This window comes from Brevundimonas sp. GW822-FHT03E11 (genome assembly GCF_058801445.1).
This window is the reverse complement of the sequence record NZ_JBXANG010000004.1, coordinates 255,186-279,870: the sequence shown is the minus strand read 5'-3', so window position 1 is coordinate 279,870 and position 24,685 is coordinate 255,186. Positions and strand designations below refer to the sequence as shown.

35 protein-coding genes are annotated in these 24,685 nt (G+C 66.4%); 8 read left to right on the top strand and 27 right to left on the bottom strand.

Translation table 11 applies throughout. The features are described from left to right. Positions 1–73 precede the first annotated feature (73 nt). The 3 genes from AC1RKE_RS09065 to AC1RKE_RS09055 all read left to right on the top strand — a co-directional run bounded on the left by AC1RKE_RS09065 (position 74) and on the right by AC1RKE_RS09055 (position 3,537). A complete protein-coding gene (locus AC1RKE_RS09065) occupies positions 74–1,603 on the top strand; it encodes a DEAD/DEAH box helicase (RefSeq protein WP_395942357.1) in 1,530 nt (509 codons plus the stop codon). A 99-nt stretch (positions 1,604–1,702) separates the two neighbouring features. After that, on the top strand, positions 1,703–2,749 hold the full coding sequence (locus tag AC1RKE_RS09060; protein WP_348684549.1) for a GGDEF domain-containing protein: 1,047 nt from the start codon (positions 1,703–1,705) through the stop codon (positions 2,747–2,749). A 38-nt stretch (positions 2,750–2,787) separates the two neighbouring features. Continuing rightward, positions 2,788–3,537 (top strand): lysophospholipid acyltransferase family protein, encoded by a 750-nt coding sequence (locus AC1RKE_RS09055; protein WP_054765746.1) that lies wholly within the window; start codon positions 2,788–2,790, stop codon positions 3,535–3,537. Here AC1RKE_RS09055 and AC1RKE_RS09050 read toward each other — a convergent pair. From AC1RKE_RS09050 to AC1RKE_RS08995, 12 genes are all read right to left on the bottom strand, one after another. Next, positions 3,534–4,256 carry an RNA polymerase sigma factor gene (locus tag AC1RKE_RS09050; protein ID WP_348684550.1) on the bottom strand — a complete coding sequence of 241 codons (723 nt, stop codon included), beginning with the start codon at positions 4,254–4,256 and terminating at the stop codon, positions 3,534–3,536. The genes AC1RKE_RS09055 and AC1RKE_RS09050 overlap by 4 nt on opposite strands. Positions 4,257–4,437: 181 nt before the next feature. After that, entirely contained in the window at positions 4,438–4,755 is a 318-nt protein-coding gene (locus AC1RKE_RS09045; RefSeq protein WP_348684551.1) for a hypothetical protein, read from the bottom strand. Continuing rightward, entirely contained in the window at positions 4,752–5,006 is a 255-nt protein-coding gene (locus AC1RKE_RS09040; RefSeq protein ID WP_228185682.1) for a hypothetical protein, read from the bottom strand. Before AC1RKE_RS09040 ends, AC1RKE_RS09045 begins: the two co-directional genes overlap by 4 nt. 8 nt (positions 5,007–5,014) lie before the next feature. After that, positions 5,015–5,365, bottom strand: a complete 351-nt coding sequence (locus AC1RKE_RS09035) for a hypothetical protein (protein ID WP_348684552.1) — start codon at positions 5,363–5,365, stop codon at positions 5,015–5,017. Positions 5,366–5,386: 21 nt separating this feature from the next. Next, a complete protein-coding gene (locus AC1RKE_RS09030) occupies positions 5,387–5,770 on the bottom strand; it encodes a hypothetical protein (protein ID WP_348684553.1) in 384 nt (127 codons plus the stop codon). A 34-nt stretch (positions 5,771–5,804) separates the two neighbouring features. After that, positions 5,805–6,038 carry a RebB family R body protein gene (locus AC1RKE_RS09025; protein ID WP_054765740.1) on the bottom strand — a complete coding sequence of 78 codons (234 nt, stop codon included), beginning with the start codon at positions 6,036–6,038 and terminating at the stop codon, positions 5,805–5,807. A gap of 19 nt (positions 6,039–6,057) precedes the next feature. After that, the gene (locus AC1RKE_RS09020) at positions 6,058–6,393 is read right to left on the bottom strand and encodes a RebB family R body protein (protein WP_191555733.1); all 336 of its coding nucleotides are present in this window, start codon (positions 6,391–6,393) and stop codon (positions 6,058–6,060) included. A gap of 3 nt (positions 6,394–6,396) precedes the next feature. Further along, a complete protein-coding gene (locus AC1RKE_RS09015; RefSeq protein ID WP_054765738.1) occupies positions 6,397–6,624 on the bottom strand; it encodes a RebB family R body protein in 228 nt (75 codons plus the stop codon). Positions 6,625–6,648: 24 nt separating this feature from the next. Next, positions 6,649–6,975, bottom strand: coding sequence for a hypothetical protein (locus AC1RKE_RS09010; protein WP_054765737.1), 327 nt, complete (start codon positions 6,973–6,975; stop codon positions 6,649–6,651). Continuing rightward, a complete protein-coding gene (locus AC1RKE_RS09005) occupies positions 6,972–7,337 on the bottom strand; it encodes a RebB family R body protein (protein WP_054765736.1) in 366 nt (121 codons plus the stop codon). Before AC1RKE_RS09005 ends, AC1RKE_RS09010 begins: the two co-directional genes overlap by 4 nt. Positions 7,338–7,440: 103 nt before the next feature. Continuing rightward, a complete protein-coding gene (locus AC1RKE_RS09000) occupies positions 7,441–7,764 on the bottom strand; it encodes a RebB family R body protein (protein ID WP_152950248.1) in 324 nt (107 codons plus the stop codon). A gap of 35 nt (positions 7,765–7,799) precedes the next feature. Beyond that, entirely contained in the window at positions 7,800–8,138 is a 339-nt protein-coding gene (locus AC1RKE_RS08995) for a RebB family R body protein (protein WP_054765734.1), read from the bottom strand. 292 nt (positions 8,139–8,430) lie between these two features. Here AC1RKE_RS08995 and AC1RKE_RS08990 point away from each other — a divergent pair, with 292 nt between their 5' ends. After that, positions 8,431–9,039: a hypothetical protein gene (locus AC1RKE_RS08990; RefSeq protein ID WP_348683406.1), complete on the top strand. Its 609-nt coding sequence runs from the start codon at positions 8,431–8,433 to the stop codon at positions 9,037–9,039. Between the two features lie 39 nt (positions 9,040–9,078). Here the strand turns inward: AC1RKE_RS08990 and recO are convergent, their stop codons facing one another. Genes recO through AC1RKE_RS08975 form a run of 3 tightly spaced genes read right to left on the bottom strand, consistent with a single transcriptional unit; the run spans position 9,079 to position 10,947 of the window. Next, on the bottom strand, positions 9,079–9,810 hold the full coding sequence (gene recO, locus AC1RKE_RS08985; RefSeq protein WP_191555737.1) for a DNA repair protein RecO: 732 nt from the start codon (positions 9,808–9,810) through the stop codon (positions 9,079–9,081). Beyond that, positions 9,810–10,319, bottom strand: coding sequence for a nuclear transport factor 2 family protein (locus AC1RKE_RS08980; protein ID WP_152950242.1), 510 nt, complete (start codon positions 10,317–10,319; stop codon positions 9,810–9,812). The genes recO and AC1RKE_RS08980 overlap by 1 nt, the downstream gene beginning before the upstream one ends. A gap of 22 nt (positions 10,320–10,341) precedes the next feature. Beyond that, positions 10,342–10,947, bottom strand: coding sequence for a flavodoxin family protein (locus AC1RKE_RS08975; RefSeq protein WP_054765731.1), 606 nt, complete (start codon positions 10,945–10,947; stop codon positions 10,342–10,344). A 184-nt stretch (positions 10,948–11,131) separates the two neighbouring features. Here AC1RKE_RS08975 and scpC point away from each other — a divergent pair, with 184 nt between their 5' ends. Then, complete coding sequence (gene scpC / locus AC1RKE_RS08970; RefSeq protein WP_348683409.1) at positions 11,132–12,643, top strand: succinyl-CoA:acetate CoA-transferase ScpC; 1,512 nt, start codon at positions 11,132–11,134, stop codon at positions 12,641–12,643. Positions 12,644–12,756: 113 nt separating this feature from the next. On the opposite strand, the gene AC1RKE_RS08965 is transcribed toward scpC, so the two are convergent. The 10 genes from AC1RKE_RS08965 to folK form a co-directional block, all read right to left on the bottom strand. Further along, positions 12,757–13,992 (bottom strand): serine hydrolase domain-containing protein, encoded by a 1,236-nt coding sequence (locus tag AC1RKE_RS08965; protein ID WP_348683411.1) that lies wholly within the window; start codon positions 13,990–13,992, stop codon positions 12,757–12,759. Between the two features lie 15 nt (positions 13,993–14,007). Continuing rightward, entirely contained in the window at positions 14,008–14,955 is a 948-nt protein-coding gene (gene era / locus AC1RKE_RS08960; RefSeq protein ID WP_054765728.1) for a GTPase Era, read from the bottom strand. Beyond that, positions 14,952–15,662, bottom strand: a complete 711-nt coding sequence (rnc, locus tag AC1RKE_RS08955) for a ribonuclease III (RefSeq protein WP_152950235.1) — start codon at positions 15,660–15,662, stop codon at positions 14,952–14,954. Before rnc ends, era begins: the two co-directional genes overlap by 4 nt. Then, positions 15,662–16,375: a signal peptidase I gene (lepB, locus tag AC1RKE_RS08950; protein WP_224761566.1), complete on the bottom strand. Its 714-nt coding sequence runs from the start codon at positions 16,373–16,375 to the stop codon at positions 15,662–15,664. The genes rnc and lepB overlap by 1 nt, the downstream gene beginning before the upstream one ends. A 349-nt stretch (positions 16,376–16,724) precedes the next feature. Next, complete coding sequence (acpS, locus tag AC1RKE_RS08945) at positions 16,725–17,126, bottom strand: holo-ACP synthase (protein WP_333895676.1); 402 nt, start codon at positions 17,124–17,126, stop codon at positions 16,725–16,727. Next, positions 17,123–17,863: a pyridoxine 5'-phosphate synthase gene (locus AC1RKE_RS08940; RefSeq protein ID WP_348683413.1), complete on the bottom strand. Its 741-nt coding sequence runs from the start codon at positions 17,861–17,863 to the stop codon at positions 17,123–17,125. Before AC1RKE_RS08940 ends, acpS begins: the two co-directional genes overlap by 4 nt. Before the next feature lie 40 nt (positions 17,864–17,903). Beyond that, on the bottom strand, positions 17,904–18,488 hold the full coding sequence (gene pyrE, locus AC1RKE_RS08935) for an orotate phosphoribosyltransferase (protein ID WP_228185672.1): 585 nt from the start codon (positions 18,486–18,488) through the stop codon (positions 17,904–17,906). 39 nt (positions 18,489–18,527) lie between these two features. After that, positions 18,528–20,684, bottom strand: coding sequence for a RelA/SpoT family protein (locus AC1RKE_RS08930; protein ID WP_194167030.1), 2,157 nt, complete (start codon positions 20,682–20,684; stop codon positions 18,528–18,530). Positions 20,685–20,818: 134 nt separating this feature from the next. Beyond that, positions 20,819–21,178, bottom strand: coding sequence for a DNA-directed RNA polymerase subunit omega (gene rpoZ / locus AC1RKE_RS08925; RefSeq protein ID WP_054765722.1), 360 nt, complete (start codon positions 21,176–21,178; stop codon positions 20,819–20,821). An 84-nt stretch (positions 21,179–21,262) separates the two neighbouring features. Continuing rightward, positions 21,263–21,811: a 2-amino-4-hydroxy-6-hydroxymethyldihydropteridine diphosphokinase gene (folK, locus tag AC1RKE_RS08920; protein ID WP_224761548.1), complete on the bottom strand. Its 549-nt coding sequence runs from the start codon at positions 21,809–21,811 to the stop codon at positions 21,263–21,265. A 25-nt stretch (positions 21,812–21,836) separates the two neighbouring features. Between folK and AC1RKE_RS08915 the strand changes: the two genes are divergently transcribed. The 3 genes from AC1RKE_RS08915 to AC1RKE_RS08905 all read left to right on the top strand — a co-directional run bounded on the left by AC1RKE_RS08915 (position 21,837) and on the right by AC1RKE_RS08905 (position 23,304). Beyond that, on the top strand, positions 21,837–22,379 hold the full coding sequence (locus AC1RKE_RS08915; RefSeq protein ID WP_152950228.1) for a LabA-like NYN domain-containing protein: 543 nt from the start codon (positions 21,837–21,839) through the stop codon (positions 22,377–22,379). Continuing rightward, complete coding sequence (locus AC1RKE_RS08910; RefSeq protein ID WP_287395788.1) at positions 22,376–23,014, top strand: uracil-DNA glycosylase; 639 nt, start codon at positions 22,376–22,378, stop codon at positions 23,012–23,014. The genes AC1RKE_RS08915 and AC1RKE_RS08910 overlap by 4 nt, the downstream gene beginning before the upstream one ends. 98 nt (positions 23,015–23,112) lie before the next feature. Then, positions 23,113–23,304 carry a hypothetical protein gene (locus AC1RKE_RS08905; protein ID WP_054765719.1) on the top strand — a complete coding sequence of 64 codons (192 nt, stop codon included), beginning with the start codon at positions 23,113–23,115 and terminating at the stop codon, positions 23,302–23,304. 16 nt (positions 23,305–23,320) lie between these two features. On the opposite strand, the gene smpB is transcribed toward AC1RKE_RS08905, so the two are convergent. After that, positions 23,321–23,794: an SsrA-binding protein SmpB gene (smpB, locus tag AC1RKE_RS08900; RefSeq protein ID WP_054765718.1), complete on the bottom strand. Its 474-nt coding sequence runs from the start codon at positions 23,792–23,794 to the stop codon at positions 23,321–23,323. Next, on the bottom strand, positions 23,794–24,678 hold the full coding sequence (dapA, locus tag AC1RKE_RS08895; protein WP_054765717.1) for a 4-hydroxy-tetrahydrodipicolinate synthase: 885 nt from the start codon (positions 24,676–24,678) through the stop codon (positions 23,794–23,796). Before dapA ends, smpB begins: the two co-directional genes overlap by 1 nt. Positions 24,679–24,685 lie beyond the last annotated feature (7 nt).

Here is a 24,685-nt window from a genome sequence, read left to right as displayed (position 1 = left end):
CGCCGCCCGCTCGCCCAAAGAGGGGCGGTTCCGTCGCTGCTATGCACGCAGACGCTTTTCGTCCCAAGGATTCATGACAGAATTTACCCAACTGGGCCTTTCGCCCACGACCCTGCAAGCGGTCGCCGACACCGGCTATACGACCGCCACCCCCATTCAGGAACAGGCGATCCCCGTCGCCCTCGCCGGCCGAGACGTCCTGGGCATCGCCCAGACCGGCACGGGCAAGACCGCCGCCTTCACCCTGCCCCTGGTCGAGCGCCTGGCCTCCGGCCGCGCCCGCGCCCGGATGCCGCGCGCCATTGTCCTGGCCCCGACCCGCGAACTGGCCGACCAGGTCGCAGAAAGCTTCGCCAAATACGCCAAGGGCACCAAGCTGAGCTGGGTGCTGCTGATCGGCGGCGTCTCCATGGGCGACCAGGTGGCGGCGCTGAACAAGGGCGTCGACGTCCTGATCGCCACGCCCGGCCGTCTGCTCGACCTGTTCGAACGCGGCAAGATGCTGCTGACGGGCGTCGAGATCATGGTCGTGGACGAAGCCGACCGCATGCTCGACATGGGCTTCATTCCCGACATCGAGCGGATCTTCAAACTGACGCCGCCGCGTCGCCAGACCCTGTTCTTCTCGGCCACCATGCCGCCCGAGATCACCCGGCTGACGACCGCCTTCCTCAAGGACCCGACACGGATCGAGGCCTCGCGTCCGGCGATGACCGCCGACACCATCACCCAGTATCTCGTCCGCATCCCCACCTCAGACCCCAAGGCCAAGCGCGCCGCCCTGCGCGCCCTGATCGGTCGCGCCGACGTGCGCAACGGCATCGTCTTCTGCAACCGCAAATCCGAGGTCGATATCGTCGCCAAATCCTTGAAAAAACACGGATTTGACGCCGCCCCCATTCACGGCGACCTGGATCAGTCGCACCGGATGAAGACATTGGCCGATTTCCGCTCGGGCGCGCTTAAGATCCTGGTGGCGTCCGACGTCGCCGCGCGCGGTCTGGACATTCCCGACGTCAGCCACGTCTTCAACTACGACGTCTCGCACCACGCCGACGACTATGTGCACCGCATCGGCCGCACGGGTCGGGCCGGCCGTCTGGGACAGGCCTTCATGATCGTGACACCGGCCGACGACAAGTCGTTGGATAAGGTGCTCAAGCTGATCAAGAAGGAGCCGGAGGAGTTGGTCCTGGACGGTGTCGATTTCGACACGACCAAGAAGCCCGCCCAACGCGATGACAAGGGCGGGCGCGAAAGAACCGGCCGCGGCCGGGCGCGATCAACGGACAAGACGGAACAGGCCGTCGCGGCGTCGGCGGAAATCCCGACCGAAGCGCAGACCGCCGAGGCTCCGGCCCGCTCTCGCAGCCGCCGCAAGACCAAGCCGGAGGCCGCGCCTCAGCCAGCGGTCGAGGCGACCCTCTCCGAGCCGGTTTCTGCCGATTCGGATCGTCCCGCCCGTGCTGAACGCGAGCCTCAACTGCGCCAGTCCGATCGCCGCGGCGAACGCCGGCCGGAGGAGCGCGAGCGGACCGGCGTCAAGGGTTTCGGCGACGACATACCCGCCTTCCTACGCCGACCGGTGATCATTCACGGCTGATCCCCGCTGATTTACGCCCTCTCCCCTCCTGCTGTTTACCCGGTGTTACGGATGGACACCTAATGTCAGCGAAACTCTAGAAGGGGGTTGGAGCGTAGAATGACGGCCGAGCTGGAGACGACGGTCAGAGGGCCTCAGGCTTACGCCTTCGCGCACCATGTCATCGACGAGATGGAAAAGGCCGGCGTCTGGCCGACCCGACTGAACTTCGAGCTCTGGCTTCATTACCTTGACGACCGCGAGAGCCCGCTCGCCTGCGAGATCGACCGGCTCCTGGCCGCGTCGGCAATCATATCGGACGAGGTGTCCGAGCGGCTCGCCGCAGAATTCCTGCCGCGCGGCCGCTTGTCGGAGCAGATTCGCGACGCCGGCGCCGTGCTGGACCGGGAACTGGCCAGCGTCGCCAACGCCATCGCCAAGGCCCATAAGACCCAGGCGGACTATGGCGACACCCTGGCGGATGCGTCCAACACTATTGAAGCCGCCGACGCCGCCTCGCCGCTGAAAGCGCTGGTCGGCGGCCTGTCGACGGCGACCAAACGCGCGCGGCGCGAAACCGCCGTGCTGGAAAAGCGACTGGAGACCTCCAACAAGGAAATCGCGCGACTGCGCGAGCATCTGGAAGAGGTCCGGCGCGAAGCGATGACCGACGCCCTGACCAGCCTGGCCAACCGCAAGGCCTTCGACGAGCGGTTGGAACAGTCCTGTGCGTCTGGCGATGCGCCGCTGATCCTGGCGATCATCGACATCGACCACTTCAAACGGTTCAACGACACTTGGGGCCATCAGACGGGCGACCAGGTTTTGCGCTATGTCTCGACCGTCCTGTCTCGCTTCAGCGGCGGAAATCGCTTCGTCGCCCGCTTCGGCGGTGAAGAGTTCGCCATCCTTTTCCCCGGCGAGGGTGCGGGGACGGTTCTGGCGGCGCTGGAGACCATCCGCGAAGAGGTCGCGTCCCGAGCCTTGCGGCGTCGCTCGACCAACGACGATCTGGGCAAGGTGACGCTTTCGGCCGGCTTTGCCGACTATCGGCCGGGAGAAAGCCCCGCCGCCCTTCTGGAGCGCGCGGACGCGGCGCTTTACGCCTCCAAGCGCGGGGGTCGCAATCGCGTCACGCGGGCGCCCGCCCTCGAAAACGCGGCTTGAGGGCATGACATCGCGGCCAGCTGCGCAATAATCGATCCATGCGCAGCTTTTCATTCAACGTCGCCTACTGGATTCTCTCGATCGCCTATGGCTTGGCCGCCGCCTTCGCGGCGCTTGCCCCCGGGCGGGGCCCGACTGGCTGGGTCATCCGCCGCTACGTCCGACGCATGGTGCAGGCCATGGCCCTTTTCGCCGGCATCCGCCTGGACGTGCGGGGCAAGGAACGGCTGCCTGAAGGCGCCTTCATCATCGCCTCCAAGCACCAGAGCTGGGGCGACGGCTTCGCGACCTATGATCAGTTCGACGATCTGGCTTTCGTCACCGGCGACCACCTGGAAAAATTTCCCCTGCTCGGCGGCGTTCTGAAAAAACTGGGCGCCATCGTCGTCAACAGCTGCGGCGGCCACGAAGCGCGCCAGGCGCTCGCAACCCGCGCCGCCCAGGCCAGGGCTGAAAACCGCAAGATCCTGATCTATCCTGAAGGTCACCTCGCCCCGGTCGGACAGAAATACCGCTATCGCTCAGGCGTCTGGCATATGTATCGCGACTTCGACATGCCGGTCGTGCCGCTGGCCACCAACCTCGGCCTCTTCTGGCCCGAAGAGAAGTACGAGAAGCATCCCGGCACGGCCACCCTCGAGTTTCTGGACCCCATTCCAGTCGGCCTGGACAAGGACGAATTCCTGGCGCGCCTTGAAGCCGTGATCGAAGCGCGCACGGCCGAACTGGTGGCAGAGGCCACAGGCGCGCCCCTGTCGCCGGCGGTGCTAGTCGATACGCCCGCCTAGAGGTCCAGCAACAGGCGCAGACGGTTCTTGGCGAGTTGTCGTCGTTTTCGAACCAGTTCGCGGCTGATGTTCAGATGTGCGGCGATCCGATCATCTCCCCAATCGTCCAGGTGAAGCCGCAAGGGTTCGACCAGGGCGGCCGGCAAGGCGTTCATCGCCTTGTCCCAGGCGGCGTCTCGCTCTTGTTGCGACAGGGCCTCTTCCGGCGACGGCGCCGCCCTGACCCAGGCCGCCGCAGTCGGCGGCGGCAGATCGGCGTCCTCTGTCTGTATAGGGATCCGATTGGCGTTGTGGCGATGCAGGTCCATGCAGGTGTTGTGCAGTATACGCACCAGCCAAGCTCGGGGATTCTCCACCGGTTGCCGCTGAAAAGCCTGGGCGGCCCGCACCATGGCGGCGCTCAGCGCATCCTCGGCGTCGGCGCGATTTCCGCCGGACAGACGAAGGCTTCTCTGCCGCAGGGCTGTCTGATGCGCCATCCAGATGGCCCAGAACCGATCCATGGAGGCCGGCCGCTCCAGGGATCGCGCGATGACCTCCGTCGGCGTCAGCGGCGAACCGGCGCGCCGCCCTCCAGCCGCCCTGGCCAGAACATCCACCGGCGAAGGCTGGGCCGGTCTTAATCCCCGACGCAAGCCTCGTTCGGTTCGGGCCGGCGATTTGGAGATCTGTTCGATCTCCTGGGTTTCCTTTTCTGGAAACAGGCGGACAACATTCATCTTCCCGACCCCTCTGTCCCATCGGGCTGACGTCGGGCGCCGACGCGCCGATCCGACCTTGGCGGAGAAGCGCCGCCCGCCGTCTATGCGACGTCGCCGCCCCATCACCCCCGTGAATACAACTTAAACGGGTTTCCCGGAGTTTTGTGAAGCGTGCGATCCGAATTCGAGGGAAATCAGATCAGCTGTGCGTCGCCTCGGCCGATAGAGCCGCACCCTCTTCTGTCTTGGCCGCGCGCGCCAGCATCGCGCAGATGGCGAGATCCAGCTGTCGCGTCACCTCCTGCGCAATGATCGCCCGCAGGGCATCGACGATCTCGCGACTGACCTGGGCGGACGGCCCAAGCGCCGCGCGGCGCATCTCCTCCGGCATGGCCGCCAAGCGCTGGTCCGCCACGGCCTTCCTCAACTGTTCGCGTTGATCGGCGAAACTGTCGACGACCTGGTGCTTCTGCGCCGAGACGGCGTCATACAGATGCTGGCCCGCCCCTTCTGTCACGAGGTCTTGTCCTTATCGGCGGCGGGCAGGCCCAGGGCGCGCTCGACCTGTCCCTTCAGCTGGTTGATCATCTCCTCGCTGAACTTGGCCACCTGACCGGCCGCCGGATCCTGCAGCTTCAGAAGATCCGGCAGCTGAGCGCTGGCCAGGTTGAACATTTCGATCACCATCTGTTGCGCCGCCAGAACAATGGGATCGCGCGCCGGCGCCGGGGGCGCGCCCGGCTCGACGCCGGCGTCATCGTTCGTCATAGGTCGCCTCAGTCCTTGTCGCCGGACGCCGGGACGAAGGTGGTCTTGGCGACCAATTCGCCTTCCTCAATATCGGTCAGCAGGCCCTTGGCCTTGACCATCAGCTTGGCGGCCCATGAGGCGTAGGGGTCGTCGAGAAGCGGCTCCTGCATCTGATAGAGGATGGCCACGACCGTTTCCGACGCGCGGCGCAGGTCCAGGTAGCGTTCCTGGCTGGCGGCGAAGGACGGTCGCGACAAGCCCTCGCCCGCCTCCTCGCTCCAGTCTTCCATAGCGCGCTGCGTCTCCCATTCCAGGGCTTCCGCTTCCTGAGTCACGGCCTGGGCGTCGCTCTTTGCGGACAGGGTCAGTCGGCTCACGATAGTCTCCTTTGTTTGGCTTCAGTTCTTGGGGAAGCTCTCGACGGCCTTGGTGACGGACTCCGCCGCCAGACCGGCTGCGATGGGGGCGGCGAACGCGCTGACCAGGGCCATGGCGTAGGCGACCAGGGCCGGTTCGTTCAGGCCGCCGGAGGCCAGCATCATCGCCATCGCCTTGCCTTGGACGGTGGTGCTGATCGACATCGCATTGCGCTGGTAATCGGCCGCGTCCTGAACCGCCAAGGCTGCGGCCTGGGTGGCCTTGTCGTAGGCTATGGCCCCGCCGGCGGAGACGCGGCTGGCGCTGGACGGCGTGCCCGCCTCCAGGGGCGCAAAACCCATGGCCCAGTTGGTCGAGGTCTGGACGGCGTCCTTGATCTGGCTGTTGACGGCGGGTTCGCTCACGGCGCTGCTGCTTTCGTTTCAGGAGGGCCCGGCGCTATTTGTGCGCGGCGTTCATGATCATGGTGACGGCGCTGGAGGTGACGGCGTTGCCGATCTGTTGCAGCCCGCCCTGCGCCTGCTGGGCGTTCTGCATGGCCAGGGAAATCGAGTGAGCCATGCTCTGATAGACCAGGGCCATGGACTGGGCCGGCGCCTCGCCCAGCACCTTGACGTTGGTCTGGGTGACGGCGTCCGTGACCTGAGAATTGACGGGCGTATCGGCGGCCATGGTTCAGATCCTGACAAATCTAGAGTTTCAGCATTTTGAGAGCGACGAGCAGCATCACGGCGGTTTCCAGCGTGTTTGAGGCGGGCGGGCGCGCCGCAATCCGAGCGGTGGCCGCCGCCGAGACGAGGCCGCCCATCTCATAGACCTGCATCACCCCCTGGTTGGTCGCCGCCTGGGCGCAGATGGAGGCCTGGCGTTGGGCCTGAACCGCGTTCTGGAAGACGATGGCCGTCGAATGGGCGGCGCTCTGGTAGATCGACCCCATGGCCACCGTCGACGCAGAGCCCAGAACCATCATGTTCTGTTGCGTCACCGCATCGGTGATCCGGCTGTTGACGGCGGGCGAATAGGCCATGACTCAGGCCACCGGGATTTCGAGAATCTTGGCGATCAGGGCGCCCACCGCCGCATTGTTGATCTGCTGCATGCCGCCCTGGGCCTGGCTGGCGTTCTCCACCGACAGGCTGGTGGCGTGGGCCACCGCCTGAACGGCGATCGCCACAGCCTCCGCCGGACCTTCGCCCAGAACCTTGACGTTGGTCTGGGTCACGGCGTCGGTGATCTGTGCATTGACCGTGTCGGTCATGAGCCTTCCCCCTCTTCCAGATGGTCAGGTGACGACGGGCGCGCCGTACATGGGCGACGGCGCCTGAGCATGGGTCTGCGAAACGGCGCGGACGCCCATGTCCGCCGCGCGGGCGGCGCGCATCGGCTGCATCTCGGCCAGGCTGGTCGCCAGCTGCCGCAGTTGCAGGGTCGACAGTTCGGCCGCGTGTTGGCTGGACGCCGCCAGGCGCGCGGCGAAGGCGTCGGCCGAGGCCATGATGGTGATCAGGCTGGCGTTGCAGACCCCCGCCCCGCCGCACAGCACCAGAAGGTCATCCCGGCAGGCGGCCGAACCCCGCAGGTCCGGCGATCGCGTCTCCTCCTGCGTCATTCGAACGGCTCCTCTCGACGCGGATTGATGTCTGGCCAGGGCACGAAGGACGGCTTGTCCATCAGGGCGTTGACGCAGTTCATCGTCGCCACCATGCCCAGGATGTTGGTCGTCTGCTGATGGGCCACAGCGTTGTGGTACATCAGCCCGCTGGCCTGATTGGCGGCGACAAGGCTCTGCATCGCCGCAAAGCTGGGGCCCGAGCCGATGACCGTCAGCAAGGTGCTGGCCACCGAATCGGCGATCGGCGCGGTGGCCGGATTGCGGCTGAGCTCCAGGGCGAGCTTGAGGATGTCCTCATAGTCGCCGAGGTTGGGCGAGCCCTTGTCGGCGCCGCCGCTCTTGTTGCTGGCCTCGGACACGTCGTCCTCCCAAGGGTGGCGCGGCGGGCGCCGGGGCCCGACCGCAACGATGGCGGATTACGACAGTCGACGCTCGCCGGCCGCGTCGCCCGTCGGCCGGTCCTCAGACCTGGGTGGCGCGCAGGGCCGTGAGCAGCGACAGCAGATTGTCGGGGGTGTCCGACTGGCTGATCTTGCTGGCCGCCACGGCGCCGGCCATGGTGTCCACGCTGTAGATCTGGATCACGCCCTGGTTGGTCGCGGCCTGTCCGGCGATCGCCAGCTGCTGCTGCGAGGAGGCGGCGTTCTCGTAGAGAATGCCGGTCGAGTGGGCGAGCGACTGGTAGATCGCGCCCATGGCCATGGCCGGGGCGTCGCCCAGAACCTTGACGTTGGCCTGGGTGACGGCGTCGGTGATCATGCCGTTGACGGGAGTGGGAAGCGCCATGTCTCAAATCCTTCTTTCAGTGCGAGGGTGAAGCGTCAGGAGACGCCGGCGCCGGGGCCGACGGCGCGCAGGGCGGTCAGCAGGGACAGCATATTGTCGGGGGTGTCGGACTGGGCGATCTTCGAGGTCGCCACGGCCCCGGCCATGGTGTCCACGCTGTAGATCTGGATGACGCCCTGGTTGGTGGCGGCCTGCGCCGCGATCGCCAGCTGCTGCTGCGACGAAGCGGCGTTTTCGTACAGAATGCCCGTGGAATGGGCCAGCGACTGGTAGATCGCGCCCATGGCCATGGCCGGGGCGTCGCCCAGGACCTTCACATTGGCCTGGGTTACAGCGTCGGTGATCTGACCGTTCACCGGAGTTGGAATAGCCATCAGTTCTCTCCTTACCCGTTGGATCGAGGCCCGTTTTGAGGAAGGTCGCCTCGCCCCGCTGAAGCGCGACCTCACGGACTTGACGGTCGAGCGGCCAACTCGTGAACCACCTTTGGTTGATTTCTCCATCGCTCGGCGCGCCTGCTGAAAATGCGCGCTCAAGTTTCACAAGACGCCGTCGGCCACGTCGGGTGTGCGGGACGCCACCGCTCGCGTCGCAGTCTTTCGGGGCGCGGCTCTGACGCGGGAGTGGTGGGCCAGACCGTGCAATCGGGACCGGGAGCATCCCATCATGTCGAGAGCGCTCAACCTGTTGTTGCTCGGTCGTATGGTCGAAGGCCGTTCGGTCCGTCCCTCAGCCACCGCGCCCTTCTCCGGCGTCGCCCGACCGGCGAGCGCCAATGCGGAAGCGACACCTATGCCGATCTCCACCGCCAACTTCATGGATCTGGTCACCCAATGGGCCAGCGCCAACGTCAATCGAATCCGCCTGGTCTGGCCGCTCGCCGGCGGTTGGGAGGCCTGGGCCCAGGCCGAAATCGCCGGCCACATCAACGCCAATGTCCAGGACGCCTGGATCGAGCGCGAAGCCTATGTCTATCCCGACCGGGCGCGCGCCGACTTCCTGGTCAACAACCCTTTCGAAAACCCGTCCTCGGACGAGATCGTGGTCGAGATGAAGTGCGAGTCGCTCCGCAACTGGGCCGGCTTCATCGACGGCCTGCGGTACGACACCTGGAAGCTGAACGGTCCGATGCGGCTGGGGCTGGGGGGCGCCAGGAAGATCTCGCTCGGCCTGTTTTTCTCTCCGGAATCGGAAGAGCAGCTGGCCGTGCTGACCGGATATGAGATCCGCTACACGCCCCATCGCGAGATCGGCATCGCCTTCCTCGTCGCCTGAACCACGTCAAGCCTGGGATCTGGAGCGACGCTCCAGATCCTACAGCCGGCCCGCCTCGCCCAGCTTGTCCAGCATCCACACCCGCGCCGGCGGCAGGGGCCGGTTCTGCGGGTGGAAGACGAACTGCTCCAGGAAATGCCCGGTCAGGTCGAAGCCCGCCTTGACGTCCCCCTCGTCCACGCCGGCCTGGGCGCCGAGCATGAAGGGCGGCAGGGCCAGCATCTTGTCGGCATAGGGGGCGCCGGCCGCGCGGCTGACGGCGCGGCCTGTGCGGGGGCTGACATAGATCAGGTCGTCAGTGACGCCGGTCGCCGCGCATTTCGAAAGATCCAGCCCGAAGCCCAGATCCTCCAGCAGCCCTGCCTCGAACCGCACGAAGACCGCCGGCCAGACCTCGGGCCAGGCGAAGGCCGTCATCAGGGCTTCGAAGGCCAGGAAGACGCCCGGATGCGGCTCGCGCTCCGGCAGGGCGCCCTGGGCCACGCCCGCCGCCGCCGCCAGACCGGTCAGGGCCAAGGCGTCGTCAAACAGGGCGCTCGGTCCCTCGCCCACCGGCTCCAGCCGCGCCCCGCCCAGATGGTCCGAGGTCCGCGCCCGATAGTCCGCCACGACCCGCGCCCCCGGCTGCAGAAACGGCCGCATCTTCCGCGACGCCCCGCCCGCCACATAGGCCGCGCGCCGCCCATGGGTCTCGGTCAGCAGATCGACCACGGCGCCGGTGTCGCCATGGCTGCGCGCCGACAGGACGAAGGCCTCTTCGTGGAAATCCATCAGTCGGCGGAGTCGGACTTGATCAGGGCGACCACGGCGCGCGCGCGGTCGTTCGGCACGGTGAAACTGAGCACATATTGCTCGATCTTCCACACGCCTTCCGGCCCGCTCCGCCGCAGCAGGCCGGATCCCCGCAGGGCGCCGTAGCCGTCATTGTCCAGCTTCTCGTCGAACCAGGCGACGTCGCCGGAGACGATCAGAGTGCGGTCAGAGGGGCGATAGGTCCAACCCTGGCCGCGGGCGAACAGCGGCTCGGCATAGGCTTTGAACGCGGCGATATCCCAATGTTCCGACGCGTCGGTGCCGACGAATCGCGCGGTGTCGCTGAACTGGGCGAAATAGGTTTCGCCGTCCGCGTCTGCCGCCGCCTGATGCATCCGGTCCAGGGTCGCCGCCGCCGCGTCCGCCTCCCGTTGGGCGGTCGCGCGGACCTCATTGGTCCGCACTGACGACCCGGTCGTCGGCGGCGCGGCTTGAAGGGCGAGAACGGCGAACAGGGCGATGATCATGCCGCCCGTTCTAGTCCTGTTCTCAGCTTTCGGGAACGGGGTAGGTGTCGGGCCTCAGAACACGGGCCAGGGCCAGAAGATTGCGCGCGGCGTTTCGGCCAACCCGATCGGAATAGTCATGGCCCTGATCCGTCTCGACATAGTCGGGACCGGCGCCCGGCCCCAGGTGCCAGTAGGTCCAGCTCTGCGCCGGCATGGTGAAGCCCATGTCGATCAGGGCCTGGGACACGGTGGCGACGATATGGTGCGCGCCGTCCTCATTGCCGGTGATGACGATGCCGCCCACCTTGCCGAAGGCGACGGGCCGGCCGCTGTCGTCCGTTTCCCCGAACAGGGCATCCATCCGCTCCAGGGCCCTCATACAGACGCTCGACATCTGGCCGACCCAGGTCGGGGTGGCGAAGACGACGATGTCGGCCGCCATAATCTTGGCGTGAACCGAGGGCCAGTCGTCGCCTTCGCCCTCGTCCGTCCTCACGCCCGGCTTGAGGTTCAGATCCACCAGCCGGACCAGCTCGACCTCGGCGCCGCCCTTTTCCAGCTCCGCGATCACCACCCGGGCGAGGGCCTCGGTGCTGGACGTCTGGGGCGAAGGTTTCAGGGTGCAGTTCAGAACGAGCGCTCTCATGGGGATCCTTTCCGTCGTTTTCTGGCAAACCGGCGGGGCCTTGAGGCGTTCCATCGAGGCGTGGCGGGTTTGCGAAGATCAGGGACGCCTGGGCCGATCTAGACCAAGGTCGAATGGATCGCCTTCAAGGCGCCGCCTAACCGAGACGCTGAAGGCCCTCCCCGGCCGTAACCCTGAAGAGTTCATGTCGCGCATCCGTTGTTCGTCCCTGCGTTCCAAGCTTATGTCGGCCGAAGACGCCGCCGCCCTGATCCCGGCCGGATCGACCGTCGGCATGAGCGGCTTCACCGGCTCCGGCTATCCCAAGCTTGTCCCCCCGGCCCTGGCCCGGCGGATCGAGGCGGCGCATGACGCGGGCTCCCCCTTCCGGCTGAACCTGTGGACCGGCGCCTCTACCGGACCCGAGCTGGACGGCGCCCTGGCCAAGGCCGACGGCATCGAACGGCGCCTGCCCTACAACTCCGACCCCATCGCCCGCGAGAAGATCAACTCCGGCCAGATGGACTATCTGGACATGCACCTCAGCCACCTGGCCCCCATGGTCTGGCAAGGCGTGCTGGGCAGCCTCGACACGGCCGTGATCGAGGTTTCGGCCATCAAGGAGGACGGCTCCCTGGTCCCCTCCTCGTCGATCGGCAACAACAAGACCTGGCTGGACCGGGCCGAGCGCGTGATCCTCGAGGTCAACGCCTGGCAGAACCCCGCCCTGGAGGGGATGCACGACATCTATTACGGCACCGCCCTGCCGCCCAATCGGGTGCCCATCCCCCTGACCCGCCCCGACCAGCTGATCGGCCAGCCGACCCTGCGCTGCGACCCGGACAAGATCGTCGCCATCGTCGAGACCGAGGCGCCGGACCGCAATCTGCCCTTCGCCGCCCCGGACGCCAACGCCCGCGCCATCGCCGGCCATCTGATCGAATTCCTCAAACATGAGGTGAGGGTGGGCCGCCTGCCCGCCGGCCTGTTGCCGCTCCAGTCGGGCGTCGGCAATGTCGCCAACGCTGTCCTGGCGGGCCTGATGGACAGTCCGTTCGAGCGGATGGCCGCCTATACGGAGGTCATCCAGGACGGCATGCTGGACCTGCTGGACGCCGGAAAGCTGACCGTCGCCTCCGCCACCGCCTTCTCCCTCAGCCCTGAGGCGGCGGCCGATCTCAACAGCCGGATGGAGCAGTTCCGCGGCAAGATCATCCTGCGCCCCCAGGAAATCTCCAACCACCCCGAACTGATCCGCCGCCTGGGCTGTATCGCCATGAACGGCCTGATCGAGGCCGACATCTACGGCAACGTCAACTCGACCCAGGTCATGGGCTCGCGCATCCAGAACGGCATCGGCGGTTCGGGCGATTTCTCGCGCAACGCCTTCATCTCGTGTTTTGTGACCCCCTCGACGGCCAAGGGCGGCGCCATCTCGGCCATCGTCCCCATGGCCAGCCACGTCGACCACATCACCCAGGACGTCCAGGTCATCGTCACCGAACAGGGCCTGGCCGACCTGCGCGGCCTCTCGCCGAAACAGCGCGCCCGGCTGATCATCGCCCAGTGCGCCCACCCCAGATACCGCGACGGACTGACCGACTATTTCGAGCGCGCGCTGAAGGGCTCCTACGGTCTCCAGTCGCCGCATCTGCTGAACGAGGCCCTGTCCTGGCATCAGCGCTATATCGACACTGGGTCCATGCTTCCGGCCTGAGGAAGCGGGTCGGATCACTTCCGTCCGCTCCTGAATACGGCGGCGCAAGCCTTTGCGCCCCGCGCCGGTCCGTTTGACGGGAGCGGACGCTTTTAGGACGGCCTCAGATGAGGCTAGCGGTGCAGGGTCGTGGGGAAGTCACGGCCCAGGGCTTCGGCCATCGCCTGCTGGCTGATCAGGAAGACCTGATCCCGAAGGTGATAGTTGTTCGACAGCACGATCACCGTCACATCGGCGTCGGGTTGGTACAGCATCAGGTTGCGGAATCCGCCCCAGCTGCCGGTGTGGTAGATTTGGCGATCCTGGAAGCTTGGCCGAACCTGATCGCCCAGCCGGTTCGCGAAAATCCCGTAGCCCCAGTCGCGGCGTGGATGGCCCCGCTCCATCGGCGTATCGGCAGGGGCGTGGTCGGCGAGCATCTGCTGATAGCTGGACGGCTTCAGCAGACCGCCGCGGTGCAACGCCCTCTGCCAGACCAGCAGATCGTCCAGCGTCGAATAGACCGCGCCCGCCCCCGCGACGATGGAGGTGTTGGCGTTCGGCTGGGCCGCCAGTCCGCCGGGGAAGTTGGCGTAGCCCATGATCAGCCCGTGGTCGCGGCCGTCCAGGTCCAGCCCGCTGTCCTTCATGCCCAGGGGGCTGAAGAAGGTGTCGTGCATATAGGCGTCATACGGCCGTCCGCTGGCCTTCTCGACAATCGCCGCCGCCAGGTTGAAGCCTGCATTGTCGTACCGGACCTTGGTCCCTGGCGGAAATTGCAGGCCGAACCGTTTCGAATCCTCGGTCAGCTCGTCCAGGGTCGCCGGCGTCGTGCGCCTCATGCCCCAGCCCGGCCGCGCCATCAGGTCCGGTATGCCCGAGGTGTGCGACAGCAGGTGGCTGATCCGCACCGGCTCCCACGCCTGAGGACAGGGCTGGATCCATTTGCAGACGGGGTCCGAGACGCTCAGCCGTCCCTCGTCCTGCAGATGCAGAATAGCCGCCGCCGTGAACTGTTTGGAGATCGAGGCCAGCCGGAACCGCGAGTCCAGTTTCAGCGCCTGCTCCTGCCCATAGTTCGCCTTGCCGTAGACCTGACGGAACAGAACCCGGTCGCCCCTGGCCACCAGGACCCCGCCCATGAACCGACCGGCGGCGGCCTCGCGATCCAGCCGCGCGGCCAGCCGAGGCAGGTCCTCGACCACGACCAGCGGCGGGCGCGGCGGCGTCTCGGGCGAAGCGGCGGCGCGCGCTGCGTCGCTGACGGGCCTTACCGCTGTGGAGAATCCGGCCCAGACGGCGCCGCCGAGGATCAGCGCCCCCAGGACGCCCAGAACGAGCCGGGGATGAGCCCCCGGGGTACGCGGCACTTCAAACACGGGCGCTCAGACGTCGAAATCCAGACCGAACTGGGCGTAGAGCGCCCGCGAATCCTGCCACTTCGGATCGACCTTCACTGTCAGGAACAGGTGGACCTGGCGGCCCAGGATCTCGTTCAGCTCCTCACGCGCCTTCTGGCCGATCCATTTCAGGGTCTGGCCGCCCTTGCCCAGGACGATGGGGCGCTGGCTCTCGCGCTCGACATAGATGGTCTGTTCGATCCGGGCCGAGCCGTCGGCCCTCTCCTCGAAACTGGTCGTCTCCACCGCCGCCGAATACGGCAGTTCCTCGTGGACGCGCAGATAGACCTTCTCGCGCGTGATCTCGGCCGCCAGAACCCGAACCGGCACGTCCGCCGCCTGGTCCTCGGGATAGAGCCACGGCCCCTTGGGCATGGACCGCGCCAGCCTTTGCTTCAGGTCCTCGACCCCGTCGCCGTTGGCGGCGGAGATCATATAGACCTCCTCATAGACGCCGCTCTCGAAGAGCTTCTGCGACAGGCCCAGCAGGGTGTCGCGCCGCATGCCGTCGATCTTGTTCAGGGCCAGGATCACCTTGGTCCCCGTCGCCTTGAGATTGGCGATGATGGTCTCGGTGTCCTCGGCCGAGCGCCGATCCGCCGCCGTGCCTTCGCGACCTTCGGCGTTGATGTGCGACTGGGCGTCGATCAGATGCACCACCACGTCCGCATCCTCGGCGCCGCCCCAGGCCGAGGCGACCATGGCCCGATCCAGACGCCGGCGCGGGGTGAAGATGCCGGGGGTGTCCACCAGCACGATCTGGGCGTCGCCTTCCATGGCGATGCCGCGCACGGGGAACCGCGTGGTCTGCACCTTCTGGGTGACGATGGAGACCTTGGACCCGGTCAGCCGGTTGACCAGCGTGGACTTGCCCGCGTTCGGGGCGCCGATGATGGCGGCGAAGCCCGCCCGCTGGTTTTCAATATCGGTCAAATGACGCCTTCACGTTTCAAAAGGGCCGTTGCGGCCGCCTTCTCCGCCTCCTGACGCGAACGCCCCTGCGCGGTCAAGGGCTCCACGCCCTCAACGGACACCTCGACGGTGAAAGTCGGTGCATGATCCGAACCCGTCCGATCTGCGATGCGATAGGTCGGCAGGGGCCGGCCCAGCCCTTGGGCCCATTCCTGCAAGGCCGACTTGGGATTGGTCACGGTTCGCGACGGGGGCGCTGCAAATTCCAACGCCCAAGCCTTGTCGAACACGGTCCGGGCCGCCTCGAGACCGCCGTCCAGATAGACGGCCGCCAGTATGGCCTCGACCGCATCGGCGATGACCCCGGCCTTGCGGCGGCCGCCCGTCTTGGTCTCGCCCGGCGAGAGCCGCATCGCCGGGCCGACGCCCAGGGCTTCGCCCACACGGGCGCAGGCGGTTTTGTCGACCAGGGCGTGCAGGCTGGACGACAGCTGCCCTTCGTCCGCGGTCGGATAATCCCGCGACAGCTTGTCCGCCACCAGCAGGCCCAGAACCCGGTCGCCCAGGAACTCCAGCCGCTCGTTGTGCTTGGGGCCATGGACGCCGACCGGCGCGCCCTCGCCCACGCTGGCGTGGGTCAGGGCGCGATCCAGCAGGGCCTTGTCCCGGAAATGATGGCCGAGCTGCGCCTCAAGCGCCGCGACCGCCTCGGCCCGCGTATTCGCCATCAGTGCAGAACGTCGAAGAACCGATCGAGCCGCACATTGCCCCACGTCCAGGGCTTGAACAGCGAGGCGCCCGGCTTCCACGAGAACAGGATGATCTGCGCCTTGCCGACCAGGTTCTCGGCCGGGACCATGCCCACGCCGCTGGACTGTTCGACGCGGCTGTCGATCGAGTTGTCGCGGTTGTCGCCCATCATGAAATAGTGACCGGCCGGCACCTCATAGACGGGGGTGTCGTCCAGATCGTTGCCCGGGCCGAAGTCCTGGGTCATGAAGCTCTTGCCGTTGGGCAGGGTCTCGCGAACCTCGGTGACGGGGCGCGGGCCGAAGATGTCGTTGATCTCCTGCTGGCTGACCACGACGTCCTGAACAGGTTTATCGTTGATATACAGCTTGTTGGCGATCATCTGGATCCGATCGCCCGGCAAGCCGATCACGCGCTTGATAAAGTCGGTCTTGTCGTCGCGCGGCAGTTTGAACACGACGATGTCGCCCCGCTTGGGCGCCGACCCCATGATCCTGCCGTCGAACAGCGGCGGGCTGAACGGGATCGAATGTCTCGAATAGCCATAGGACCATTTCGACACGACGATATAGTCGCCCTCATACAGGTTCGGCTCCATCGAGGCCGATGGAATGGTGAAGGGCTGGAACAGGAAGATCCGCAGCACCATGGCGATCAGCAGGGCGAAGACGACCGTCTTGACGATTTCCATCGTCTCGTCCCCGGCCCCGCCGCCCTGTTTGGCCTTGGAAGACTTGTCCGCCTTTTGCGCCGCAGGCGCCGGCGCGTCCTCGAAGGGGGCGTCGCCGTCGTCGCTCCAAACCGGCCGCTTTGCGGCGACCGGCGCCGCCGAAGTCGTCGAGGTCATTGGCTCGACAGGCGCCTCCGCAGGCTTCTCCGCCTTGTCGCCCTCAGTCCAGACATAGACGTCGCCCGCCGAGGCCGCACCCGCAGCATCGCTCGTCTTCACGTCGTCGCCCTGCGGCTTTTGATCTTCGCTCATGCGATCAAGCATCCCCTTGCCGCGTCCTCGCGGTCGTCCAGTGACGGGTATATCGCGATTACGACAGCGGCAAGGCTTCGATCACCACGAAGGCGAGCGCATAGGGGTGTTCGTCGCTCAGGGTCAGGTGAATCTTCGCCTCGTGCCCGGCCGGGGTCAGCCGCGCCAGGTGATCGGCCGCGTGGCCGGTCAGGGCCAGGGTCGGCTGCCCGGACCTCAGGTTCACCACCCCCATGTCGCGCCAATAGACGTCCGCCCTCATGCCGGTGCCCAGTGCCTTGGCGCAGGCCTCCTTGGCCGCGAACCGCTTGGCGTAGCTCCAGGCCGGGTCCGGCTTCCGATCCGACCGCGTCCGTTCGATATCGGTGAAACAGCGCTGTTTGAACCGCTCGCCGAACCGGTCGAGCGAGGCCTGGATACGCCGGATGTCCGACAGGTCCGCGCCGACGCCGATGATCACTTCGCCGAATCCATCGCCGCCCGCATGCGCCGGATCGCTGTATCCAGGCCCACAAATATGGATTCGCCGATCAGGAAATGGCCGATGTTCAGCTCCCGAATCTCGGGAATGGCCAACATCCGTGGGGCGGTCTCATAGTCGAGCCCGTGACCGGCGTGGACCTCCAGCCCCAGGATGTCGGCCTGGGCGGCGGCGGCGGCCAGCCGCTCGAACTCGACCTCCCGCTCGCCGGGATCGGTCAGGTGGCAATAGCGGCCGGTGTGAAACTCCACCACCTGGGCGCCGACCGCCGCGGCGGCCTCGACCTGAGCCTCGGACGGTTCGATGAACAGCGAGACCCGTATCCCAGCTTCCGTCAGGGCCTGAGCGACAGGCTTGATCCGCGCCTCCTGTCCCGCCACCGCCAAGCCGCCTTCCGTCGTCACCTCCTCGCGTCGCTCGGGCACAAGGCAGGCGGCGTGGGGGCGGTGGCGCAGGGCGATGCTCAGCATCTCGTCGGTCACGGCCATTTCGAAGTTGAGCGGCTTGGCTGCGCGCGCGCAGAGCGCGCTCAGCACGCCGATGTCGGCATCCGTAATGTGGCGCCGATCCTCGCGCAGGTGGGCGGTGATGCCGTCCGCCCCCGCCGTCAAGGCCGTCTCCGCCGCGCGGACCGGATCCGGATGGGCGCCGCCGCGGGCGTTCCGAACCGTCGCGACATGATCAATATTGACGCCCAGCCTCACCCGTTCGCGCATCTTCAGCTCCTCGCCGGCCCCGACGTCGCTTCGTCGGACACTATTTCGAAAGTCTGCGGCTGCCGGGGTCTTCGACCGGCACGGCCGCCAGTTCCGGCGGCAGGGCGTCGGCCGGATAGGCCGGCACCTCCAGCGACGCCAGGGCGATCAGGGGCACGCCCACATCGGCCTTTCCGCCTGACCGATCGACGATACAGGCCGCAGCGACCACCTCGCCTCCCGCCGCCTGGATGGCGGCGATGCATTCGCGCGACGACAGGCCGGTGGTGACGATATCCTCCACCATCACAACCTTCTGGCCCGGCTCGACCGAAAACCCGCGCCTCAGCTTGAACTGGCCGCCTTCGCGCTCGACATACATCGACGGGACGCCCAGGTGGCGCGCCGTCTCATAGCCGGGAATGATCCCGCCCACGGCCGGCGAAATGGCCACATCCACCGGCCCGACCGTCGCGACGATCTTGTCCGCCAAAGCCTTGCACAGCCGCTCGCAGCGGTCCGTCTGCATGAAGACCAGGTTCTTCTGCAGGAAGACGGGGCTGTGCAGACCGGAGGACAGGACGAAATGGCCTTCGCGCAGGGCGCCGGCGTCGCGAAACTCGTTGAGGACGTCTTGGGTGTTCATGCGGGGGGTCTTAGCGCCTCGCCCCGTCCGGCGAAAGACTCAGCCGCGCCCGCGATCGACGTTGTCGACCGAAGGATTGGCCCGCAGAGCCGCCATGATGGTGGTGGCGTGTTTGGCGTCCTCCACCTCCACATCAATCGTCACGTCAAAGAAGTCCTGCTGACGATAGGCCATCGACAGATTGATGATGTTGCCGCCCGCCTCGCCGATCAGGGTGGTCACCTGTCCCAGCACGCCCGGCGCATTGCGGATGGTGGCGTTCAACCGGACCGCCGCGACGGCGTCCGTCTCGGCCTGGGGCGTCCATTGCAGATCGTGCCAGACCGAATCGTCATCGGCGAAGGCCGCCAGGGCCTGACAGTCGATGGTATGGACGGTGAGCCCGGTCTCCGGCTCAAGAATGCCCACGATGCGATCGCCGGGCACCGGGGTGCAGCAACGGCCGAAATGGACGCTGACGCCGGGCGTGAGCCCGCCGCCGCGAACGAACAGCCGGGCCGTATCGCCTTCGATCCTCTGTTTTTCCGGCCCGGCCTTCAACCGCCCCTTCAAGGACGGGAACAGGGTCTCGGCCACGGTCGTGGGCGAGAACCGACCGCGGCCCAGATTTTCGAACACATCGTCGTCCGAGGCGACCGCCAGGGTTTCCAGAACCGGCTTCAGCGAGACGTCGGCCAGAGACTTCTCCACCCGGGCCAGCGTCTGCTCCAGCGCCACACGGCCCAGCTTGATGAACTCTTCACGCTCGGAGGTTCGGATATGACGACGAATGGCGGAACGGGCCCGCCCGGTCACCGTCAGACTACGCCAGTCCGCCGGCACCTCCCGCTTGGCCCCGCGAATGATCTCGACCACGTCGCCGTTCTGCAAAGGCGTCCGCATCGGCTTGAGCTCGCCGTTGACCTTTACCCCGACGGCCGTGTCGCCGACCTCTGTGTGAACCGCATAGGCGAAGTCCAGCGGCATGCCGCCGCGCGGCAGGGTCACCAGCCGGCCCTTGGGCGTAAAAACGAAGACCTGATCCAGGTACATTTCGAGCTTGGCGTGCTCGACCCAGTCTTCCCCGCCCTCGCCATGTTCAATCACCTGAACCAGGTGGCGCAGGTTCTGCAAGGGATCGCGGCCGCCTCCCGTCGCCATGGCTTCATGATCGAAACCGTAGGAATGGTTCTTGTAGCGCCAGTGGGCCGCCACCCCGTCCTCGGCGACGCGGTCCATCGCCTCGGTGCGGAGCTGCATTTCGATCCGCAAGCCGCGCGGCCCCACGACCGTGGTGTGCAACGAGCGGTAGTTGTTCGACTTGGGCGTGGAAATGAAGTCCTTGAACCGTTCCGGCACCATCGGCCAGGCCCGGTGGATCACGCCAAGCGCGCGGTAACAGTCGTCCTCCGCCTCCAGGATCACCCGGAACCCGTAGATGTCCGACAGGGAGGAAAACCCGACCGACTTGCGTTGCAGCTTCCGCCAGATGGAATAGGGCGTCTTCTGCCGACCGAAAACCCGCGCCGGCACCCCGGCTTCCGACAGCACCCGCTCCACCTCGTCCGACACGCCTTCAATGGCGTGACCATGCTCCAGCTTCAACGCCTCAAGCCGACGTTCGATGGCGGTCTTGGCCGTGGGATTGAGATAGGTGAAGGCCAGTTCTTCCAGTTCGGATGCGATGGAATGAATTCCGATCGACCTCCCCAGGGGCGCATAGACCTCCAGCGTCTCGCGGCTGATGCGCTCACGCTTCTCCGGCTTGACGTACTGAAGGGTCCGCATGTTGTGCAGGCGGTCGGCCAGCTTGACCAACAGGACCCGCACGTCCCGGCTGATCGCCAGGATGAATTTCCGGAGGTTTTCTGCCTGGCGCGTATGCTCGGCCTGAAGCTCAAGCCGGCTCAGCTTGGTGACGCCCTCGACCAGGACGGCCACCTCTTCCCCGAACATCTGAGCGATGTCTTCGCGTGTGGCCGAGGTGTCCTCGACGACGTCGTGCAGCAGGGCCGTGACGATCGTCGCCGTGTCCAGCCGATAGTCGGTCAATATGCCCGCGACCTGGATCGGATGGGCGAAATAGGGATCGCCTGAAGCCCGCAACTGCGAGCCGTGCATCTTCATCGCATAGACGTAGGCGCGATTCAGAAGCGCTTCGTCCGCCGTGGGGTCATAGGCCTTGACCGCCTCGATCAGCTCGAACTGGCGCAAGATCGGCGCACGTTTCGACGATCGCGGCGCACCGTCCGCCGGCGGCGTCGGATCGTTTTTGTTTGCAGCTTGGGGCGCCGGCGGAACCGTCTCGGTCCGCGCCGGCAGGATAGTGACGCCTGGGGCTCCCTCGGGCGTCAGTAGCGCTCCTCCTGACCGCCGTCCCGGTCGCTTTGCAGGGCGCGGATCAGCTCGGCCTCGGCCATGTTCATGTGCTGCGGCTCGGCCAGCAGGGCGACGGTTTCCGCCTCGTCCTCGGCCTCCGTGCGCTCATCGACGCGTTGCAGCGTCGTGATGATCGTCTCGCGCAGTTCATCGGGCGCCACCGTATCATCGGCGATCTCGCGCAGGGCGACCACGGGGTTCTTGTCATTGTCGCGGTCGATCGTCAGGGCGGCGCCGTTGGCGATGCTGCGGGCGCGGTGACCCGCCATCAGCACCAGACCAAAGCGGTTCGGAACCTTCTCGATGCAGTCTTCGACGGTGACGCGGGCCATGAAATTCCTCGAACGCGGGGGAGAACCGCGTCAAATACAGATATGGTCGCTGTTTTGCAACGCCAGAGCGGCGAAACTACGGCGTCAGATGGGATGAGCGTCCTTGCCGACCCCTGCGGCCCCGGCAAGGGCTGCGGCGTCGCCGCCGGCGGGATGCACCCAGTCCGGCGCAATCTCCGCAATCGGCCCCATGACGAATCTGCGCTCGGCCGCCCTGGGATGCGGCAGGATCAGGCCGTTCAGGTCGCCGATCAGTCGCCCGTAGGCGATCAGGTCCAGGTCCAGGGTGCGCGGCGCGTTGCGCGCCGACCGACGCCGCCCGAAGGCGTCTTCGATCCGGCCCAGGGCCGCCATCAGATCATGGGGATCATGGGCGGTGCTCACGATCACGACGCCGTTCAGGAACGGCGGATCCTGCGGATCGGGCCATGCCAGCGACGACCACCAGGACGACCGGGCGATGATGTCGATCCCTTCCGTGCGAAACCGCGCCAGAGCCGCCTCCAGGGCCTCGCGGCAAGACGACCAGGCCCCCTTGTCATTACAGCCCAGCGCCACGATGACTGCGGCGTTCAGGTCGAGTGCGGCGTCGATTCTCGTATCGACCGGCGCCCCTCGCCTTTCGTCCCTCATTTCATCTCTTTCGACGGCCTCGACCATGTTTCATCCCACCGACCGCCTGGCGATCTTCATCGACGGGTCCAACCTGTATTCCGCCGCCCGCGCCTTGCAACACGATATGGACTTCCGGCGGATGCTGGACTGGTTTCGCGAAAAATCCATCCTGATCCGCGCCTACTATTACACGGCGGTGGTGGAGGGCGAAGAGTTCTCACCGGTAAAACCCCTGGTGGACTGGCTGGACTACAACGGCTTTTCCGTCGTCACCAAGCCGGTGAAGCGGTTCACGGACACGGCCGGCCATAGCCGGATCAAGGGCAATATGGACATGGAGATCGCGGTGGACATGCTGGAGCTGGCGCCGGCGCTGGATCATGTGGTGCTGTTTTCCGGCGACGGCGACTTCCGACGGCTGGTCCAGGCCGTCCAGGCCAAGGGCGTGCGGGTGACGGTCATCTCCACCCAGAAGACTCAGCCGCCCCACATCGCCGACGAACTGCGCCGTCAGGCGGACGCCTTCCTGGACCTGAACGATCTGATGGCCGACTTCGGCCGACCCAAGTCGGCGACGGCGCAATGAACCTGACGCCCGAGCCGCCCCGCGACTGTCCGCTCTGCCCGCGACTGGTGGCCTATCGCCAGGAAAACGCCCGCCAGAATCCGGATTGGTGGAACGGCCCCGCCCCCTCCTTCGGCGACCCTCAGGCGCGGCTTCTGGTCGCCGGCCTGGCGCCGGGCCGCACCGGGGCCAACCGCACCGGCCGTCCATTCACGGGCGACCACGCCGGATGGCTGCTGTACGACACGCTGAAGAAGACCGGCTTCGCGACCGGAACCTATGAGCCGAACGGCGACGATGATCTGACCTTGGTCGATTGCATGATCACCAACGCCGTCCGCTGCGCCCCGCCCGGCAACAAGCCCCTGCCGGTCGAAGAGACGACCTGTCGTCCTTTCCTGATCGACCGACTTGCGCTTCTGCCCAATCTTAAGGTCATCATCACCCTGGGCGACGTCTCTCGCCGCAACATCCTCAAGGCGTTCGGCCGCCCCGCCTCGGCCATGCCGGCGGGGCATGGGGCCGAGGGCGAGGCCGGAGGCTATGTGATCCTGAACTCCTATCACTGCTCCCGATTGAACACGAACACGGGTCGCCTGACCCCGGACATGTTCGAAGCGGTGTTCAATCGCGCCCGGTCGATCATAGAAGCCTGACCGTGCTGTCGCGGAGGTGTCGCACCAATCCGGCAGGATCCAATTGAGGCGGAACTGAGGCCCCGCCGCTGCGTTCTCGAGGGGAGGGAGGCTGAACCATGCAACGCACGACCGATCGACTCTTCACCCCAGCCGAGCGCAGGCTGGCCTTGATCGCAGCCGTGGTCGTGGTCGCCTTCACGGTGCTGACGCTGTTGACAGGGGGTCTGGTCGCCCCCTCCGCCGGCGGCCAGATGAGCCGAGGAGTCTCCGACCTGCCCGGCGTGATGGACGCCCGCCCTCTCAGCTAGGCGACGGCGACGGGGCTCAGCCCTTGTCCCGCATCAGCCGCGCCTTGTCGCGCTGCCAGTCCCGTTCGGCCGAGGCCTCGCGCTTGTCGTGCAGCTTCTTGCCCTTGGCCAGGGCGATCTCCAACTTCGCCTTGCCCGCTTCGTTCAGATAGAGCCTCAGCGGGATGATGGTCTGACCGTCGCGTTGCACCGCCCCCATCAGCTTGTCGATCTGCTTGCGATGCAGCAACAATTTGCGCGGCCGGCGGGGCTCGTGATTGAAGCGGTTGGCCTGTTTGTAGGGCGGAATGTCGGCGTTGATCAGGACGATCTCTCGCCCCTCAACCGCCGCATAGCTTTCGGCGATATTGGCCCGACCGTCGCGCAGAGCCTTGATCTCGGTGCCCAGCAGCTGAATCCCCGCCTCTATATTGTCCTCCAGGAAATAGTCGAAGCGCGCGCGGCGGTTCTCGGCGATGACCTTGGACTTGGGCTGCGGCTTGGGCGCCATCAGATCACGCCCGCCTCGACCATGGCCTTGTCGATGGCCGGCTTGACCGCGTCGGCGGTCGGCGACAGCGGCAAGCGCGCCTCTTCCCGGCACAGGCCCAGCCGGGCCAGGGCGTATTTGGTCGGGGCGGGAGAATTATCGAGGAACAGCGCCTTACACAGGCCGATCAGACGGTCCTGCCAATCCCGCGCTGCGGCATAGTCGCCGGCCGCCGCCGCATTGTGCAAAGCGACCATGGCTTCGGGCGCCACATTCGACGCCACCGAAATCAGTCCGACCCCGCCATGGGCGTGATAGCCCAAATAGCTGGAGTCATCGCCGGAGATCAGGTCGAACGGCTCTTGGATCTCGGCCCGCATCCAGCTGACCCGGCTCATGTCGCCGGTGGCGTCCTTGATGCCGACGATGTTCGGATGAGCCGCCAATCGCGCCACCGTCTCATTCGCCAGGTCCGCGCCGGTTCGCGCGGGCACGTTGTAAAGCAGGATGGGCAGTTGGACGGCGTCCGCTATGGCCTCGAAATGCGCCGCCATCCCGGCTTGGGACGGGCGGATGTAATAGGGCGTCACGACCAGGGCGCCGTCCGCCCCGACCGTCTTGGCGTGGCGGGTCAGGTCGATGGCTTCCTTGGTGTAGGGCGAACCGGTTCCGGCGATGACGCGAACGCGGCCGGCGACCAGCCGCACGCACAGTTCGATCACATGCTTGTGCTCGTCCAGATCCATACTGGCGCCCTCGCCTGTCGTGCCGACGGGCACCAGACCGCTGACGCCTGCGGCGATCTGACGCTCGATCAGCGTGGCGAATGCGGCTTCGTCCACGTTTCCGTCATGAAGTGGTGTGATCAGGGCGGTGATCACGCCCTTGAACAAGGGGGCGGTCATGGGACTA

What these genes read in the sequence shown, in the direction of transcription:
- rpoZ (WP_054765722.1), bottom strand. Translation starts at nt 21,178, where the DNA reads ATGGCCCGCGTCACCGTCGAAGACTGCATCGAGAAGGTTCCGAACCGC.
- smpB (WP_054765718.1), bottom strand. Translation starts at nt 23,794, where the DNA reads ATGGCGCCCAAGCCGCAGCCCAAGTCCAAGGTCATCGCCGAGAACCGC.
- AC1RKE_RS08910 (WP_287395788.1), top strand. Translation starts at nt 22,376, where the DNA reads ATGAACCTGACGCCCGAGCCGCCCCGCGACTGTCCGCTCTGCCCGCGA.
- AC1RKE_RS09060 (WP_348684549.1), top strand. Translation starts at nt 1,703, where the DNA reads ATGACGGCCGAGCTGGAGACGACGGTCAGAGGGCCTCAGGCTTACGCC.
- lepB (WP_224761566.1), bottom strand. Translation starts at nt 16,375, where the DNA reads ATGGAAATCGTCAAGACGGTCGTCTTCGCCCTGCTGATCGCCATGGTG.
- scpC (WP_348683409.1), top strand. Translation starts at nt 11,132, where the DNA reads ATGTCGCGCATCCGTTGTTCGTCCCTGCGTTCCAAGCTTATGTCGGCC.
- dapA (WP_054765717.1), bottom strand. Translation starts at nt 24,678, where the DNA reads ATGACCGCCCCCTTGTTCAAGGGCGTGATCACCGCCCTGATCACACCA.
- AC1RKE_RS08940 (WP_348683413.1), bottom strand. Translation starts at nt 17,863, where the DNA reads ATGCGCGAACGGGTGAGGCTGGGCGTCAATATTGATCATGTCGCGACG.
- AC1RKE_RS09065 (WP_395942357.1), top strand. Translation starts at nt 74, where the DNA reads ATGACAGAATTTACCCAACTGGGCCTTTCGCCCACGACCCTGCAAGCG.
- AC1RKE_RS09010 (WP_054765737.1), bottom strand. Translation starts at nt 6,975, where the DNA reads ATGACGCAGGAGGAGACGCGATCGCCGGACCTGCGGGGTTCGGCCGCC.
- AC1RKE_RS09050 (WP_348684550.1), bottom strand. Translation starts at nt 4,256, where the DNA reads ATGAATGTTGTCCGCCTGTTTCCAGAAAAGGAAACCCAGGAGATCGAA.
- folK (WP_224761548.1), bottom strand. Translation starts at nt 21,811, where the DNA reads ATGAGGGACGAAAGGCGAGGGGCGCCGGTCGATACGAGAATCGACGCC.
- AC1RKE_RS08980 (WP_152950242.1), bottom strand. Translation starts at nt 10,319, where the DNA reads ATGATCATCGCCCTGTTCGCCGTTCTCGCCCTTCAAGCCGCGCCGCCG.
- AC1RKE_RS09055 (WP_054765746.1), top strand. Translation starts at nt 2,788, where the DNA reads ATGCGCAGCTTTTCATTCAACGTCGCCTACTGGATTCTCTCGATCGCC.
- AC1RKE_RS08990 (WP_348683406.1), top strand. Translation starts at nt 8,431, where the DNA reads ATGTCGAGAGCGCTCAACCTGTTGTTGCTCGGTCGTATGGTCGAAGGC.
- AC1RKE_RS09015 (WP_054765738.1), bottom strand. Translation starts at nt 6,624, where the DNA reads ATGACCGACACGGTCAATGCACAGATCACCGACGCCGTGACCCAGACC.
- AC1RKE_RS09000 (WP_152950248.1), bottom strand. Translation starts at nt 7,764, where the DNA reads ATGGCGCTTCCCACTCCCGTCAACGGCATGATCACCGACGCCGTCACC.
- AC1RKE_RS08995 (WP_054765734.1), bottom strand. Translation starts at nt 8,138, where the DNA reads ATGGCTATTCCAACTCCGGTGAACGGTCAGATCACCGACGCTGTAACC.
- recO (WP_191555737.1), bottom strand. Translation starts at nt 9,810, where the DNA reads ATGGATTTCCACGAAGAGGCCTTCGTCCTGTCGGCGCGCAGCCATGGC.
- AC1RKE_RS08975 (WP_054765731.1), bottom strand. Translation starts at nt 10,947, where the DNA reads ATGAGAGCGCTCGTTCTGAACTGCACCCTGAAACCTTCGCCCCAGACG.
- AC1RKE_RS08915 (WP_152950228.1), top strand. Translation starts at nt 21,837, where the DNA reads ATGTTTCATCCCACCGACCGCCTGGCGATCTTCATCGACGGGTCCAAC.
- AC1RKE_RS09025 (WP_054765740.1), bottom strand. Translation starts at nt 6,038, where the DNA reads ATGGCCGCCGATACGCCCGTCAATTCTCAGGTCACGGACGCCGTCACC.
- AC1RKE_RS09040 (WP_228185682.1), bottom strand. Translation starts at nt 5,006, where the DNA reads ATGACGAACGATGACGCCGGCGTCGAGCCGGGCGCGCCCCCGGCGCCG.
- pyrE (WP_228185672.1), bottom strand. Translation starts at nt 18,488, where the DNA reads ATGAACACCCAAGACGTCCTCAACGAGTTTCGCGACGCCGGCGCCCTG.
- AC1RKE_RS09020 (WP_191555733.1), bottom strand. Translation starts at nt 6,393, where the DNA reads ATGGCCTATTCGCCCGCCGTCAACAGCCGGATCACCGATGCGGTGACG.
- rnc (WP_152950235.1), bottom strand. Translation starts at nt 15,662, where the DNA reads ATGGCGAATACGCGGGCCGAGGCGGTCGCGGCGCTTGAGGCGCAGCTC.
- AC1RKE_RS08905 (WP_054765719.1), top strand. Translation starts at nt 23,113, where the DNA reads ATGCAACGCACGACCGATCGACTCTTCACCCCAGCCGAGCGCAGGCTG.